Annotated in this window: 10 protein-coding genes and 1 pseudogene; 2 read left to right on the forward strand and 9 right to left on the reverse strand. The window is 73.4% G+C overall.

Annotated elements, in window-relative coordinates:
- Positions 1 to 15 precede the first annotated feature (15 nt).
- The 7 genes and pseudogenes from ACIGXM_RS27430 to ACIGXM_RS27460 form a co-directional block, all read right to left on the reverse strand.
- Positions 16 to 786, reverse strand: coding sequence for an Asp/Glu racemase (locus ACIGXM_RS27430; RefSeq protein WP_396565374.1), 771 nt, complete (start codon positions 784 to 786; stop codon positions 16 to 18).
- 26 nt (positions 787 to 812) lie between these two features.
- A complete protein-coding gene (locus tag ACIGXM_RS27435) occupies positions 813 to 1,709 on the reverse strand; it encodes a fumarylacetoacetate hydrolase family protein (protein WP_396565376.1) in 897 nt (298 codons plus the stop codon).
- A 10-nt stretch (positions 1,710 to 1,719) separates the two neighbouring features.
- Positions 1,720 to 2,832 (reverse strand): cupin domain-containing protein, encoded by a 1,113-nt coding sequence (locus ACIGXM_RS27440; protein WP_396565378.1) that lies wholly within the window; start codon positions 2,830 to 2,832, stop codon positions 1,720 to 1,722.
- A complete protein-coding gene (locus tag ACIGXM_RS27445) occupies positions 2,829 to 3,800 on the reverse strand; it encodes a carbon-nitrogen hydrolase family protein (protein WP_396565380.1) in 972 nt (323 codons plus the stop codon). Before ACIGXM_RS27445 ends, ACIGXM_RS27440 begins: the two co-directional genes overlap by 4 nt.
- Positions 3,801 to 3,825: 25 nt before the next feature.
- Positions 3,826 to 6,192 (reverse strand): FAD-dependent monooxygenase, encoded by a 2,367-nt coding sequence (locus ACIGXM_RS27450; RefSeq protein WP_396565382.1) that lies wholly within the window; start codon positions 6,190 to 6,192, stop codon positions 3,826 to 3,828.
- 28 nt (positions 6,193 to 6,220) lie between these two features.
- Positions 6,221 to 6,616 (reverse strand): acyl-CoA thioesterase, encoded by a 396-nt coding sequence (locus ACIGXM_RS27455; RefSeq protein WP_396565525.1) that lies wholly within the window; start codon positions 6,614 to 6,616, stop codon positions 6,221 to 6,223.
- 48 nt (positions 6,617 to 6,664) lie between these two features.
- Positions 6,665 to 8,266: pseudogene (locus ACIGXM_RS27460) on the reverse strand (AMP-binding protein); the annotation flags it as partial.
- Positions 8,267 to 8,606: 340 nt separating this feature from the next.
- Here ACIGXM_RS27460 and ACIGXM_RS27465 point away from each other — a divergent pair.
- Positions 8,607 to 10,382 carry an MOSC domain-containing protein gene (locus ACIGXM_RS27465; RefSeq protein ID WP_396565384.1) on the forward strand — a complete coding sequence of 592 codons (1,776 nt, stop codon included), beginning with the start codon at positions 8,607 to 8,609 and terminating at the stop codon, positions 10,380 to 10,382.
- A gap of 96 nt (positions 10,383 to 10,478) precedes the next feature.
- On the opposite strand, the gene ACIGXM_RS27470 is transcribed toward ACIGXM_RS27465, so the two are convergent.
- Both ACIGXM_RS27470 and ACIGXM_RS27475 read right to left on the reverse strand, forming a co-directional pair.
- Complete coding sequence (locus ACIGXM_RS27470) at positions 10,479 to 12,014, reverse strand: long-chain fatty acid--CoA ligase (protein WP_396565386.1); 1,536 nt, start codon at positions 12,012 to 12,014, stop codon at positions 10,479 to 10,481.
- Entirely contained in the window at positions 12,011 to 13,576 is a 1,566-nt protein-coding gene (locus ACIGXM_RS27475; RefSeq protein ID WP_396565388.1) for a class I adenylate-forming enzyme family protein, read from the reverse strand. The genes ACIGXM_RS27470 and ACIGXM_RS27475 overlap by 4 nt, the downstream gene beginning before the upstream one ends.
- A gap of 375 nt (positions 13,577 to 13,951) precedes the next feature.
- Here ACIGXM_RS27475 and hemA point away from each other — a divergent pair, with 375 nt between their 5' ends.
- Positions 13,952 to 15,184, forward strand: a complete 1,233-nt coding sequence (gene hemA / locus ACIGXM_RS27480) for a 5-aminolevulinate synthase (RefSeq protein WP_396565389.1) — start codon at positions 13,952 to 13,954, stop codon at positions 15,182 to 15,184.
- Positions 15,185 to 15,322: the final 138 nt, after the last annotated feature.

A 15,322-nucleotide genomic window follows, 5' to 3' on the forward strand; every position in this document is an offset into this window, starting at 1 on the left:
GGTCGGTCGCGGTGATCATACCGGCGGGGCGGGGGTGGCGTAGGCGCCGGAGAGCAGGTGGCCCGCGCCCGGGGCGTACGCGGGCAGGTCCAGGGCGCGCAGCAGCTGGTGGGCGGTGCAGACGGCGGCCGAGACCACCGGCTTGCCGAGTAGCTGCTCGGCCTCCTCGACGGCGCTCAGCGAGGGGAGCTGGACGCAGGCGGAGAGCACCACGGCGTCGGCGTCCGCGTGCGCCAGGCCCTTGGCGATGGCGGGCAACCGGGCCGGGTCGTGGGCGGCCACCGCCAGGTTGTCGGCGATCTCCAGGGCGGCGAAGTCCACCACCTCGATGCCCTCGTGGGTGAGGTAGTCGGCGACCGTGCGGGTCAGCGGGCGCAGGTAGGGCGCCACCAGGACGACCTTCCGGGCACCCAGCGTGTGCAGGCCGGCCACCAGGGCGCCGGCGCTGGTGACGACGGGCGCGGGCGCGCCGTTCTCGACGGTCCGGGTGTGCAGGCGCTGCTCGGCGGTGCGGTGGTAGCCCGGGCCGGTGCTCATCACGGCCACCAGGCAGGCGTAGCCGAGCACGTCCATCCGCGCGTCCGACAGCTCGACGGCGCAGCGGTCGGACTCGGCGTCCATCGCGCGCAGTTGCTCGGGGGTGACCCTGGTCATCCGCATCCGGCTGGAGTGGAAGGTGAAGCGCTCCGGGGCCACGGCCTCCCGGGCGCGCAGGATGGCCGGGATCTCGGTCTCCATGGTGACGTTCGAGCTCGGGACGATCTGACCGATCCGGTAGCTGGACACGGTGCGGTGCTCCTTCTGCCGGGCCCTCAGCGGGCGTCCACGACCGGGTTGGTCAGGGTGCCGATCCGCTCGATGGTGGCCTCGACCAGGTCGCCGGGCCGCAGGAACTGCGGGGGCGCCTGGCCGGCGCCCACCCCCGAGGGGGAGCCGGTGGCGATCACGTCGCCCGCCTCGAGCGTGACACCCGAGGAGATGTCGGCGATCAGACGGGCGATCGAGAAGAGCATGTGGCGGGTGTTGGAGTTCTGCTTGGTCTCGCCGTTGACGGTCAGGGACAGCCCGAGGTTCTGCGGGTCGGGGATCTCGTCGGCGGTGACCACGGCCGGGCCGAACGGCGCGTAGGAGTCCTGGCCCTTGGAGAAGAACCACTGGCCCGAGCGGCGCTGGTCACGGGCGCTGATGTCGTTGACGATGCTGTAGCCGAAGACGTGCCGCCAGGCGTCGGCCTCGGCGACCCGGACGGCGGGGCGGCCGATGACCACGGCCAGTTCGCACTCCCAGTCGAGCTGCTCGGTGAGGTCGGCGTTGTGCAGGATCGGCTGGCCGGGGCCCGTGACGGCGGTGGCGGGCTTGCTGAACAGCACCGGGCGGTCCGGCAGTTCGCGCGCGGTGTCCAGGGTGCGGTGCGACTCGGCGACGTGTTCCACGTAGTTGAGGCCGACGCCGACGATCTTGCCGGGGCGCAGCGGGGCGCGCAGCACCACGTCGGCGAGCGGCGGCAGTGCCTGGTGGTCGACTCGGCCCAGCAGGGTGCGGGCACGCTCCAGGGCCGGCTGCCCAGCCCGGATCAGGGCGAGCAGATCGCCCGGCAGCGCCACGCCGGCCCGGGCCGCCAGCGCCCCCAGGTCGGCGACCCGGTCGCCGAGCCGGGCGCCCAGGCGGGGGGCGTCGGCGGCGGTGGGGGAGTAGGTGATCAGGTCCATCGGGGGCTCCTTACGGGAGGATCGGCTGGCGGCCGCCGTTGTCCGGGTAGGCCTCCTCCCGGTGCAGGCCGAGCGAGCGCATCACCGGGAAGTCGTTGAAGGAGAAGAGGACGGCGTCCTCGGAGGCGTCGAGGTTCTCGTGCTCGTGCCAGGCCCAGGACGGGACGCAGAAGATGTCGCCTTCCTGCCAGGCGAACCGGTGCCCGGCGATGACGCTCACGCCGCGCCCCTTGGCGGCGGTGTAGACCACGGAGCCGGTGTGGCGGTGGGCGAGGGTGGCCTGGCCCGGGCGCAGCAACTGGAGGTGGGCGCTCATGGTGGGCATCACCGAGCCGCCGCTGACCGGATCGGTGTACTCCATGATCACGCCGTCGTACGGGGAGCCCTCGCGCGCCCCGGCCAGCCGGCCGAGCGCGTGGTAGCTGGGTTCCCAGGGCCAGCCGAGCAGCGGCGAGTAGGGGCGGGTCCACTTCTCCATCCCGTAGGGGAGCAGATTGCCGCCGTAGCTGAGCAGCGAGGAGTTCACCACCGTGCCGGGCCGCTGGTGGAGTTCGGGGTGGACCTGGTAGAAGTTCGCGTCCAGCGCGTTGACCAGCGGGATGTCCAGGCCGTCCTGCCAGATGACCGGGGCGTCGGTGCCCTCGTTGCCGTGCTCGTGCCAGGTGTTGTTGGGGGTGATGGCGAAGTCCCGTGGGCCGACGGCGAGTTTCTGGCCGTCCACGATGGTCCACGCGCCGTGGCCCTCGTGCACGAAGCGCAGGGCGGCGGCCTGGTGGCGGTGGGCGGTCATCGCCTCCCCGGGGCCCATGATCTGCAGGCCGGTGTAGAGCAGGCCGACGGCGGCGCTCAGCTCCCGGCGGCCGGGGTTGACCAGCATCACCACCCGCCGGCCGGCATCGTCGGCGTTGACCAGCGGCAGGGCCTTGCGCACCAGCGGGCGCAGGTCCGCGTAGCGCCACAGCACCGGTACCGAGCGGGGCTGCGGGTACCAGGGCTCGATCTCGTTCGCCACGGTCCACAGGGCACCGGCCTCTACCTTGGCCAACTCGTCGTAGTAGGACAGGAGTTCGGGGCTGTCGGTGACCCGGGCCCGGCCGGCCTGGGTGTCGTCGTGGTTGTTCAAGCTTCCTCCTCGAAGAACACCACGGGGGTGCGCGGACGGTTGTCGACCTGGAGCTGGAAGACGTCGAAGCGGTTGTAGTGGCCGATGATGTCGTGCATCTGCTTGGGCTGGATGCAGCGGCCGAGGTCGATCTCGGCGTACACGATGCCCTCCTCGTCCACCAGCGGTTCGCCGACCGGGCGGCCGTCGGGACCGAAGATGCCGGACAACGCGCTGTGCGGGCGGGCCAGTTGCTTGCGCACCTCGGGGTCATCGCCGGCGATCAGGTCGACCATCTCGGGCGAGACGGTGGAGCAGGCGACCACCGAGAAGAGCTTGCCCTCGAAGCAGTGGGCGGCGGTGCGCACCGCGATCGCCTCCGCCATGTCGTAGTCGGCGGGGGCCACCGGAAGGGCGATGTAGCTTGCCGCGTGCACCAGTTCGCCCTGGGCGAGCAGGGTGAAGCGGGCCAGCGTGTTGGTGTTCTCGCCGCAGGCCAGCGCGCCGAGCGGGCCGATCGCGGTCCGGTGCACCCGCAGTGAGCTGCCGTCACCACCGGTCCAGGTCAGCTTCTCGGCCCAGGTCGGGACCAACTTACGGTGCACACCAAGCAGTTCGCCGTCGTCGCCGATGATCAGCAGGGTGTTGTGGAGCACCCCGAGACTGTGCGCGCCGCGCTCGTTGACCCCGATCACCAGCACCACCCCCGTGCGGCGGGCCGCCTCGCGGAGGGTCGCCACCTGGGGGCCGGGGACGTCGACGGCGCTGCGGTAGAGCCGTTCGAACCAGGGCGAGCCCTGGACCGGGTTCATCGTCCAGTTCCAGTACGGGTAGCCGGGCACGAAGACCTCGGGGAAGACCACCAGCGAGGCGCCGTGCCCGGCCGCCTCCTCGATCAGGGCGACGGCCTTGTCGACGGTGGCGTCCGCGTCCAGGTAGACCGGTGCGGCCTGGACGGCGGCGGCGGTGAAGCGGGGCAGGTACGGCATCGGGTCCTCCGGCGCGGGGCGCGGGTCAGCGGGTCGCGGGGGCGGTCAGCGGCGGTGCCGGCAGCCACCGGCGGTGGACCGGCGCGGCGGCCTCGCGCAGCAGTCGCAGGCGCGGCGGGACGCGGTCGGCGCCCGGGCCGGGCGGCCGGCGGCTGCCCGCCCGCCAGGCGGGCGGCCAGGGCGCGGCCGGACCGCTGTAGCCCTGCTCGGCGGCCGCGTGCAGGGTCCACAGCGGGTCGTGCAACTGGGCGCGGCCGACCGCGACCAGGTCGGCCCGCCCGGCCAGCAGCACCGAGTTGACGTCGTCGTGGGTGGAGATCGCGCCGACCGCGATGGTCGGCAGACCGGTGGCGCGCCGGATCAGCTCGGCCAGCGGCGTCTGGTAACCACGCCCGTACGGCGGGCGCTGGTGGGCGACCACCTCGCCGGTGGAGACGTCCACCGCGTCCGCACCCGCCTCGCCCAGCGTTCGGCAGATCGTCACCGCCTCGGCCTCGGTGGTGCCGCCCGGCGCCCAGTCGCTCGCCGAGATCCGCACCAGCAGCGGTCGGTCGGCCGGCCAGGCGGCGCGTACCGCCGCCAGCACCTCGACCGGCAGCCGCAGCCGGTGGGTGAGCGGACCGCCGTAGTCGTCGGTGCGCCGGTTGGTGAGCGGGGAGAGGAAGCCGGAGAGGAGGTGGCCGTGGCCGAACTGGAGCTCCAGCACGTCGAATCCGGCCCGGGCGGCGCGTGCCGCCGCCTGGCCGAAGGCCGCGGTGACGGCGGCCAGCTCGGCGCCGGTGGCCGCGCGGGGCACGGGGCCCGCCGTGTCCCAGGGCAGTGCCGAGGCGGCCAGGGTGGGCCAGCCGCCCTCGGCCGCGGTGAGCGGGCGGCCGATCCCGTCCGGCCCGGGCGGGGCGGTGGCCGCCCGGCGTCCGGCGTGGGTCAGTTGGATGCCCAGCGGGGTGTCGCTCACCTGGCGCACCGTCGCCACCAGCTCACGCCAGGCCGCCTCCTGGCCGTCCGTCCAGAGCCCCGGACAACTCGGGGTGGCCCGCCCCTCGGGGCTGACCGCGGTCATCCCGGCCAGCACCAGCGCGGCGCCGCCCAGCGCCTGGGCGCCCAGCTGGGCCCGGTCGAAGGCGCTGGGCAGGCCGTCGACGGCGGTGAAGGTGGCCATCGGCGGCACCACCACCCGGTTGCGCAGGGTGAGCCGGCCCAGCCGCAGCGGGCGGAACATCGGTGGCACGCCGGCCGACCCGCCGAACGCCCTGTCCACCGCGTCCACGAAGCCGGCGTCCCGGGCCCGCAGGCTGCCGTAGGTGACCCGCCGGCTGCGGGTGAGCAGGTCGAAGGCGAACCGGTCGACGTCCTCGCCCGAGCGGCGCCCGATGGTCTCGAACCACTCCAGGCTGGCCTGCGCGGCCCGCTGGGTGGACTCCACCACCGGCCGCCGCTCGGCCTCGTAGCAGGCCAACGCCTCGTCCACCGTGGGCTGTTCGCGCAACGCGGCGGCCAGTGCCAGGGCGTCCTCCAGGGCCAGTTTGGTGCCAGAGCCGATCGAGAAGTGCGCGGTGTGCGCCGCGTCCCCGAGCAGCACCACGTTCCGGTGCCGCCAGGCGGCGTTGCGCACGGTGGTGAAGCGGATCCACCGGGAGGCGTTCGGGATCAGCCGGTGGCCCGCCAGGTGCTCGGCGAGCAGTTCCTCGCACCGCCGCACGCTCGCCCAGTCACTCTCCCCGTGCCCCGGCGCGCGGGCGGCCAGGGCCTCGAAGCCCGCGCGGCGCCAGGCCTGTTCACCGATCTCCACGATGAAGGTCGAGCGCCGGTCGCTGTAGGGATAGGCGTGCACCTGCAGGACGCCGAAGTCGTGCTCGGCCACGACGAAGGTGAAGGCCTCGAAGACCCGGTCGGTGGCCAGCCACATGTAGCGGCAGTGGCGCTCGTCCAGCTCGGTCCCGAAGGCGTCCGGGTAGGCCGCCCGGGTGCCGGAGCGCACCCCGTCGGCGGCCACCACCAGGTCGTGGTCGGCGGCCAGTTGCGCGACCGGCGGGGCCGGAGTGCGGTAGCGCACGTCCACCGCCAGCTGCTCGCAGCGCTGTTGCAGGATCTGCCGCAGCCGGTTGCGGTCCAGCGCGGCGAACCCGTGGCCGCCGCAGGTCCGCAGCCGGCCCGCCACGTGCACGTCGATGTCGCTCCAGCGCGCGAACTCACCGGACATCGCGGCGAAGACCACCGGGTCGGCCTGCGCGACACCGTCCAGCGTCTCGTCCGAGAAGACCACCCCGAAGCCGGACGTGTCCTCGCGCGCGTCACGTTCCCACAGGGTGATCTCCGCGTGCGGGAAGAGCTGTTTGGCCAGCGCGGCGAAGTACAGTCCGCCGGGCCCGGCTCCGATCACGGCAACGCGCATGGTGCCCTCCGGGGTGGTGGGTTGGGGATCAGCGGTAGGACTCGGCGGCCTGCGGACCGGACTCCGCCAGCGCCCGGCGCACCGGCTCGGGCCAGGGCACCGAGCCCGGCTCACGCGGGGCCGCGTGCGCCACCGTCATCCGGCCGCTGGCGGCGATGCCGGTCGGCCCGTGCACGTCGAAGGAGTACTGCAGCGAGGTGGTGCCCACCCGCGCCACCCGCAGCTCGATCCGCACCGGGTCGCCGAACCAGAGCCGCTCGCGGTAGTCGGCCTCGAAGCGCACCCGTGGGATGCGCCCGAACAGGTCGGCCAGCCCGAGCCGGCGCAGCAGTACCGACTCCGCCGCCTCGGCCCAGCGCTGCACCGCGGAGAAGTGGTAGTGACCGGCCGCGTCGGTGTCCGACCACTCCACCCGCCGCTCCACCGAGACGCTGGCCAACTCGGGTCGCCCGAGGGGGAGTCGGGCCCAGCGGCGGAGCTCGCCGCGGTGCAGCTTGCCGGTGGTGGTGCGTGGCAGGGCCGGGACGAACTCGACGGCACGCGGGTACTTGTACGGCGCGATGGTCCGCTTGACGAACTCCTGCAGTTCGCGCACCGCCGCCGGCCCGGTCGGCGCGCCCTCGCGCGGCACCACGTAGGCCTTGACGACGGTCCCGCGCCGCTCGTCCGGTGCCCCGGTGACCGCGCAGTCCGCCACCGTCGGGTGCTCGGCCAGCACCCGCTCGACCTCGGGCCCGGCGATGTTGTAGCCGGCTGAGACGATCATGTCGTCGGTGCGCGCCTGGTACCAGAAGTAGCCGTCCGGGTCGCGGACGTAGGTGTCCCCGGTGAGGTTCCATCCGTCGCGCACGTAGCCCGGCTGGCGCTCGTCGCGCAGGTAGCGGCAGCCGGTCGGGCCCTTCACCGCCAGCCGCCCGGGCGTCCCGTCCGGAACCGGCGTGCCCTCCTCGTCCAGCACCGCGGCCCGGTAGCCGGGGACCGGACGGCCGGTGGCGCCCGGGCGGATGTCGGCGTCGGCCGCGGATATGAAGACGTGCAGCAGTTCGGTGGCGCCGATGCCGTCGATCAGCCGTAGTCCGGTCGCCGCGTGGAAGGCCTCCCAGACCGTCGCCGGCAGGTGTTCCCCGGCCGACACGCACCGCCGCAGCGAGCCCAGTCGGTCGGTCAGGTGGGCTGCCAGCAGGGCCCGGTAGGCGGTCGGCGCGGTGAACAGCACGCTCGCCCGGTGCCGCGCCACCTCCTCGGCGAGCTGCTCCGGCGAGGCCTGCTCCAGCAGCAGTGCGGCGGCGCCGGCCCGCAGCGGGAAGACCACCAGCCCGCCCAGGCCGAAGGTGAAGGCCAGCGGGGGCGTGCCGGTGAACAGGTCGTCGGGGGTCGGGCGCAGCACGTGCCGGGAGAAGGTGTCGGCGATGGCCAGGACGTCCCGGTGGAAGTGCAGGGTGGCCTTGGGCCGGCCGGTGGTGCCGGAGGTGAAGGCGATCAGCGCGACGTCGTCGGCGGCGGTGGGCACGGCGGTGAAGCCGCTGGCCGGCTTCGCGGCGCAGCGTGCCGTCAGGTCCTGGGCCCCCGGGCCGCCGTAGCCGACCACGGTCAGCCCCGGGGTGTCGGCTCGCAGCAGCTCGTCGGTCCAGCGGTGGTCGCAGAGGGCGACGACGGGCGTGCTGATCTCGTGGATCGTGGTCAGCTCGGGCGAGCGCAACAGTGCCATGGTGGTCACCACCACCCCGCCGGCCTTCAACACGCCCAGCCAACAGGCCACCAGCCAGGGGGTGTTGGGCCCGCGCAGCAGCACCCGGTTGCCGGGCAGCAGGGCGAGGTCCTCGGTCAGCACCCGGGCCACCCGGTCGGCGCGGTCCAGCAGTTCGCGGTAGCTCCACTCCTCGCTCGGGCTGAGCAGCGCGCGCCGGTCGGGACCGAACCGCGCGATGGTGTCGTCCAGCAGCGCCTGCGCGCAGTTGAGTCGGTCCGGATAGGCCAACTCGGGCAACTCGCAGAGTAGTTCGGGCCACTGTTCGGCGGGTGGAAGGTGGTCGCGACAGAACGTGTCCACGTGCGCGGAAGGGGAGAGCTCCATCGGCGGCACCTCGATCGGGCGAGCGGGGGAGCGTGCGGGGACAAGGCAAGTATGGCGTGGCCGTGACGCCAGTCAAGAGAGCGATATAAATCTGACGGTTCCCCACCACCCCGGCGCCGCGCGCACCACCGTCCAGCGGGCAACCGGCGACCCGGATCGCGCCGGTACGCCCCCGGCATCCCGCTCCGCCGACCCCGGTCAGCCGGTGCCGCGCCCGGTCGGCCGTACCCGCGCAGACTCGGGCAGCTCCGTGAAGGGCACTTCCCGCAGGGGCAGTTCAGGCGACACCGCCGCCGTGGCGGGCACCCGCGTCCGGTGGGAGCATGGAAGAAGGTGTGACATGGCCACTCTGCTCGCGGTCAACGTCGGTCTGCCCAAGGACGTCTCCTGGCACGGCCGGATCACGCGTACCGGGATCTGGAAGCAGCCCGTCACCGGCCCCAGGACGGTTCGGCGGCTCAATCTGGAAGGCGACGGCCAGGGCGACCTGGCCGGGCACGGCGGCGAGCAGCGTGCCGTGCTGGTGTACCAGATCGACTCCTACCGCTACTGGCAGCGGGAGCTGAAGCGGGACGACTTCACGTTCGGCCAGTTCGGCGAGAACTTCACCGTGGACGGGCTGCCCGACGACGAGGTGTGCATCGGGGACCGCTACCGGATCGGGAGTGCGGTCTTCGAGGTCACCCAGCCCCGCGTGACGTGCTACCGCGTGGGCCTGCGGATGGAGGAGCCCCGGATGGCGGCCCTGCTGGTGTCCCACCGCCGCCCGGGCTTCTACCTGCGCGTGCTCACCGAAGGCCAGGTGGAGGCCGGGGACGAGATCGTGAAGATCGCCTCGGGGCCGGAGGGGATGACCGTCGTGGAAATGGACGCCCTGCTCTACCTGCCCGGCCACCGTCGGCCCCAACTGGAGCGTGCGCTGCGCATTCCCGCGCTGAGCCCCGGTTGGCAGGACTCGCTGCGGACCCTGCTCGACAACGACCTCCGCGGGCTCGGCGCGACTGCCGGGAACACCGGCCTGACCCCGGCCGCGAACAGCCCGCCACCGGCCTGGCCGGGGTTCCGCCCGCTCAGGGTCGCCCGCGTCACCCCGGAGAGCCGCGACATCTTCTCGCTGACCCTGGCCTCGACCGACGGCCTCCCGCTTCCGGCGGCACTTCCGGGCCAGTTCCTCACGCTGCGGCTGCGGCCGGAGGCGGCGGGTCCCGCCTTGATCCGCAGCTACTCGCTGTCGGGTCGACCGGGCGCCGCCGAGTACCGGATCAGCGTGAAGCAGGAGCCGCACGGCGCCGCCAGCGGCTACCTGCGACGGCACGTGACGGCGGGCGACGTCCTGGACGTCGCGGCGCCACGGGGCACGTTCATCCTCGCGGCCGGTGACTCCCCGGTCCTGCTGCTCTCCGCCGGTGTCGGTGCCACCCCGGTCCTGGCCATGCTGCACGCCCTCGCCGACGCGCGGTCCCGGCGTCAGGTGTGGTGGGTGCACGGAGCACGGGACGGCGACAGCCATCCCTTCGCCGAGGAGACGCGGGCCCTCCTGGCCGAACTGCCCGCCGGCCACGCCCACGTCTCGTACAGCAGACCGCGCGCCGGTGACCGCCCGGGCATCGACTACACGGCGGGCGGCCGGATCTCCGCCCAGCAGCTGCGCGACCTCGGCCTTCCCCGGGACGCGGACGCCTACATCTGCGGGCCCACCGCGTTCATGCGGGACGTGTCCGCCGCCCTGGTCGCCGCTGGGATCGATGCCAGCCGGATCCACACCGAGACCTTCGGCGCACTGTCCGCCATCACCCCCGGCGTGCTGCCCGCGGCCGCACGCGCCCCGCACCTTCCCGCCCACCCACCCGGGGGACGGCCGGGGCCGACCGTCTCGTTCGCCCGCAGCGGCCTGGCCGTGCCCTGGCACCCGGAGTACCGGACACTGCTCGAACTCGCCGAGGCCTGCGACGTCCCCACCCGGTGGTCCTGTCGCACCGGCGTCTGCCACACCTGCGAGACCGCCGTGCTCCAGGGCCGCGTCGACTACTCACCGGAACCGATCGAGGCACCGGCCGAGGGGAACGCCCTCATCTGCTGCTCACAGCCACCGGCCGACCTCGTCCTGGACCTGTGAACCGCGCGCCGGGACCGGCTCGCGGGCCTTCGGCTCGGTGCGGGCCGGCACGTCGCACGCGCGCTCCCCGGCGCCGGTGAACGGGCCCGGCGGGGGTCAGCGGCCGGAGCGGGAGAGCAGTTCCCGTTTGAGGACCTTTCCGCCGGGGCCGAGCGGGAAGGCGTGGAGGAACTCCACGCGGCGCGGGTACTTGTAGGCCGCCAGACGCGTCCTGGCCCAGGCGACGATCTCCTCGGCCAGGACGGCGTCCGCGCGGATGCCGGGGCGGACCAGCACGAAGGCGCACACCTCCTGGCCGTGCCGCTCGTGCGGCAGGCCGACCACCGCGACCTGGGCGATCGCCGGGTGGCGCGTCAGCACCTCCTCCACTTCGCGCGGGTAGACGTTGTAGCCGCCGCGCAGTATCAGATCCTTCTTGCGGTCGACGATGGACAGGTACCCGTCGGCGTCCAGGCGTCCGAGGTCGCCGGAACGGAACCAGCCGTCGACGATCACCTCGGCGGTCGCCTCCGGCCGGTTCAGGTACCCGGCCATCACGTTGTGGCCGCGGATGACGACCTCGCCGACCTCGCCGGCCGGCAGCAGTTCGATGCGGCCCTCGACCTCGGCCCTGGCGATCGCGACGTCGACGCCCCGGATCGGCCGGCCCACGGTTCCCGGTCTGGTCGGCCAGGCCGGCTGGTTGTAGGCCACCACCGGTGAGGTCTCGGTCAGGCCGTAGCCCTCGTAGACCGGGCAGCCGAAGGTCGCCCGGATCTCCTCCAGGACCGCCACCGGCAGCGCGGCCCCGCCGGAGAACACCCGGTCGAGCGGTGGCCGCCGCGGGTCGCTCCGGGCGGCGGCGAGCAGCGCGAGGTACATGGTCGGCACCCCCATCATCAGCGTGCACCGCTCGCGCACCATCAGGTCCAGCGCCCGCGGGCCGTCGAACCTCGGCATCAGCACCAGGGTGGCGCCGGCCCGGAAGCAGGTGCTCATCCCGCAGATCTGGCCGAAGGTGTGGGACAGCGGCAGGCAGCCGAGCAGGACGTCGCGGGCCTGGAAGGCGAACGGCGAGAGCATCGTGGTCGCGACGTTCGTCACCAGGTTGCGGTGGGTGAGCATGGCGCCCTTGGGCCTTCCGGTGGTGCCGGAGGTGTAGAGCACCACCGCGAGGTCACCGGGTTCGCGCTGGACCTCCGCGGCGATCGGCTCGGCCCGCCCGGCCAGCACGTCCAGACGCGGCGCACCGCCCTCCCGCTCCACCGCCACCGTGAACAGCGGCGTCCCGGTGGCGTCGGCCGCCTCGGCGCCCTCGCCGAGCTCCGTGGCGGCGCAGATCAGCGCCGCCGCCGCGCTGTCCCGCAGGACGTGGGCGATCTCCTCCGCGCGCAGCAGGGGGTTGACCGGCACGGCCACGGCGCCCAGCGCCAGCACCCCGAAGTAGGCCAGCGGGAAGTGCGCGGTGTTGGGCAGCAGCAGGGCGATCCTGGCGCCGGGGCCGAGCCCGTGCCCGCGCAGCACCGCCGCGTAGCGCCGCGCGTCGCGCCACAGTTCGTGGTAAGTGATCCGCCGGCCGTCGAGGACCAGGGCCGCGTGGTCCGGCCGGCGGTGTGCGGACTCGGCCAGGACGGTGGCCAGGGACACGGTCATGGCCGACCACGGGTGGTGTCCGAGACCAGCCGGGCCCGGTCCGGCTTGCCGGTGCCGGTGAGCGGCAACCGCGTGCGGAGGTCGATGACGGCCGGGGCCTGCTTGGGGGAGAGCTCGGCGGCTACGTGCTCGCGCAGGTCCGCCGACGAGGCGTCGCCCCCGGCGCGCAGGACGACGGCGGCGTGCAGGTGTTCGACGTGGTCCGCGTCCGGGACGCCGAACACGGCGGCCTGGACCACGTCCGGGTGGGACAGCAGGACGTTCTCGACCGCGGTCGGATAGACCTTGATCCCGTTGGTCTTGATCACGTCGGACATCCGGCCGTGCAGTCGGAGGTAGCCGTGCTCGTCGAGGCGGCCGAGGTCGCCGGTGTGGACCCAGCCGTCCCGGACGGTCCGAGCGGTGAGTTCGGGGTCGTTCAGGTACTCGCGCATCGCGAACGGCGAGCGGACGCAGACCTCACCGACCTCGCCCACGGGCAGGTCGTGGTGGCCGTGCGGATCACGGATGCGCACCTCGCCGGCCAGCGGCCGCCCGACGGTGGTTCGCAGGTCGGCCTCCAGGTGCTCGGCGGGCGTCAGCATGCTGATCGCGCCGGCCTCGCTGCTGCCGTAGACCTGGACGAGAGCGGGGCCGAAGACCTTGACCGCCTCGCCCAGCCGCTCCGGCGAGGCCGGGCAGCCGGTGTAGCACAGCATCGTGAGGGCCGACAGGTCGGTGGCGGCCAGGTCCGGGTGGTCCAGGAGCTGGTAGAGCTGTGGCGGGGAGACCAGCAGCCGCGAGACGCGGTGCTCCCGTACGGCTCGCAGGACCTCGCCGGCCTCGAAGCCGTCGTGCAGCACCACGCTGCCGCCGGAGGCCAGCGAGTCGTCGGCCGTCGCGCCGCTGGAATGGCTCATCGGAAGGGTGGCCAGGTAGACCGAGCGCCACTTCATCCGCAGACCGGCGACGATGAAGCCGTTGCGCGTGCGGAAGTCGACCGCGATGCCCTTGGGCTGGCCCGTGGTGCCGCTGGTGTAGGTCACCACGGCGGCCCGGTCCGGCAGGACGTCCACGGCGGTCGGGTCGAACGCGGCCTCGTCGCCGGCGCTCAGGTCGAGGACGTCGGGGCCGAGGTCGCCGAGCGCGGCCAGCACCGGGGGGTTCGGCAGCAGGTCGCGCAGCTCCCGGGCCGCCGCCAGGTGCTCCGCGTCCACGGCCAGCACGGTCGCGTGGGTGTCCGTCAGGATGCGCAGCTCGGCGTTCCTGGTCAGCCGGTCGCCCGGGTCCACCGCGTTGGTGGTGTGCAGGTGGACCACCGTGGCCCCGGTCAGGTTCGCCGCGTACCGCAGGATCAGCGTGGCGGGGGAGTTGGTCACGGTGAGCACGGCGACGACCGGGCCCGCGCCGCCGTCGAGGCCGTCCTCGCCGTGCCGCCGGCGCAGGACCTCGGCCGCCGATCGGACGCCGGTGGTGAACTCCGCCGCGGTGACCGCGGTGCCCCGCCAGGACAGCACGATCTTCTTGGGCTCGGTGGAAAGCACCTGGAGAACCTGGTTGACGTAGGTGTCACTCGCAGACATGCGAAATTCCCGTCAGGTGGGTGTGATTTCGGCGAGCATAGCACCGGGGCCGGGCATTTCGACCGGCTTTGCGGAACATCCGCCGGAGTATTTCCCGCGGCCCGGCGGAACTCCTGGTTCCGGGGCAATGTCGCGGGCTACGCCATCGAAATGATATGCCGCCCGGGGATGATGTCGGGAAGCCGAAGGAATCCGGCTCCCGTCGCGGGCCGGGCGGGCCGTACCGTGCCGACCGGGCGGTTTCCGCCTGCCCGCCGCCGCGGATCGGGCAGCCGCAGGCGATGCGAGGTGTCGCGCGACCGAGCTCCGGTGCGTGTCGCCGACCTTGGGGGCGAGCCCCGTTCCGTGACGGTTCCGAGAGAGCGAGTAGACGTCATGACCCATTACCGGGATTTCTTCCCGCACGACGCGCAGAAACCGGAGCAGGCGGTCGGGAAACGAGAATTCCTCGAGATCGCCCGACAGGCCGGGAATTTTCCGATGGCGCGGCACGAGCGGGACGGCGCGGTTCGCGACATCAGGGTCTGGTGCAGCAACGACTATCTGGGCATGGGCCAGCACCCCCTGGTGATGGCGGCGGTGCGACAGGCCCTCGACGAGCTCGGGGCCGGGGCGGGCGGCTCCCGGAACATTGCCGGCACCAACGGCTACCACGTCCTGCTGGAGCAGGAGTTGGCCGATCTGCACGGCAAGGAGGACGCGCTGCTCTTCACCTCCGGGTACACCGCGAACGACGGCGCGCTGTCCGTCCTGCCCGCCCGCATGGACGGCTGCCTCGTCCTGTCGGACGAGTCGAACCACGCCTCCATCATCGACGGACTGCGGCACAGCGGCGCGGAGAAGCGCATCTTCCGCCACAACGACCCGGCCCACCTCGAGGAACTGATCTCCGCCGCCGACCCCGACCGTCCGAAACTGATCGTGATGGAGTCCGTCTACTCGATGGCGGGCGACATCGCCCCCCTGGCGCAGATCGCCGACATAGCCAAGCGCCACGGGGCGATGACCTTCCTCGACGAGGTGCACGCGGTCGGCATGTACGGACCGCAGGGGGCCGGCATCGCGGCCAGCCTCGGACTCGCGGACGAGTTCACCGTCGTCATGGGCACGCTGGCCAAGGGGTTCGGTACCGTCGGGGGCTACATCGCCGGTCCGGCCGCGGTGGTGGACACGGTGCGGAGCCTGTCCCGCCCCTTCATCTTCACCACGGCGCTGCCGCCGGCGGTGGTGGCCGGCGCGCTCGCGGCGGTCCGGCACCTGCGGACGTCGGACCGGGAGCGGCAGCGACTGTGGGCGAACGCGCGGTTGACGCACACTTTGTTGACCGAGCGGGGCATCCCCTTCCTGTCCGACCGCTCCCACATCGTCTCCGTGCTCGTCGGGGACGAGGGCGTGTGCAAGGAGATCTCCGGCCTCCTGCTGGAGCGCCACGGCTGCTACGTCCAGGCGATCAACGCGCCGAGCGTGCGGGTCGGGGAGGAGATCCTGCGGATCGCCCCCGGGGCGGTGCACAGCGCCGACGAGGTACGGGGCTTCGTCCGGGCGCTGGACGGGATCTGGGACGAGGTCGCGCTGCCCCGCTGCCGGCGCCCGGTCGCCGGCCGGTAGCGGGGCGCTTCGAAGCCCGGCGGCCGGCTGGGTCCGCGGGCCGGGGCGGTGCGGGGAGTCCCGGCCGGCCCGTCACCGGCGCGGCGAGGCTCCGCCTGGGCGGGAGTTGGGCGCCGTGCCGGCCGGAGTCGGCCGGCA

Origin of the sequence: Kitasatospora sp. NPDC052896, from assembly GCF_044547075.1 — a bacterium.
Lineage (GTDB): Bacteria > Actinomycetota > Actinomycetes > Streptomycetales > Streptomycetaceae > Kitasatospora.

What these genes read in the sequence shown, in the direction of transcription:
- hemA (WP_396565389.1), top strand. Translation starts at nt 13,952, where the DNA reads ATGACCCATTACCGGGATTTCTTCCCGCACGACGCGCAGAAACCGGAG.
- ACIGXM_RS27470 (WP_396565386.1), bottom strand. Translation starts at nt 12,014, where the DNA reads ATGACCGTGTCCCTGGCCACCGTCCTGGCCGAGTCCGCACACCGCCGG.
- ACIGXM_RS27445 (WP_396565380.1), bottom strand. Translation starts at nt 3,800, where the DNA reads ATGCCGTACCTGCCCCGCTTCACCGCCGCCGCCGTCCAGGCCGCACCG.
- ACIGXM_RS27465 (WP_396565384.1), top strand. Translation starts at nt 8,607, where the DNA reads ATGGCCACTCTGCTCGCGGTCAACGTCGGTCTGCCCAAGGACGTCTCC.
- ACIGXM_RS27475 (WP_396565388.1), bottom strand. Translation starts at nt 13,576, where the DNA reads ATGTCTGCGAGTGACACCTACGTCAACCAGGTTCTCCAGGTGCTTTCC.
- ACIGXM_RS27450 (WP_396565382.1), bottom strand. Translation starts at nt 6,192, where the DNA reads ATGCGCGTTGCCGTGATCGGAGCCGGGCCCGGCGGACTGTACTTCGCC.
- ACIGXM_RS27435 (WP_396565376.1), bottom strand. Translation starts at nt 1,709, where the DNA reads ATGGACCTGATCACCTACTCCCCCACCGCCGCCGACGCCCCCCGCCTG.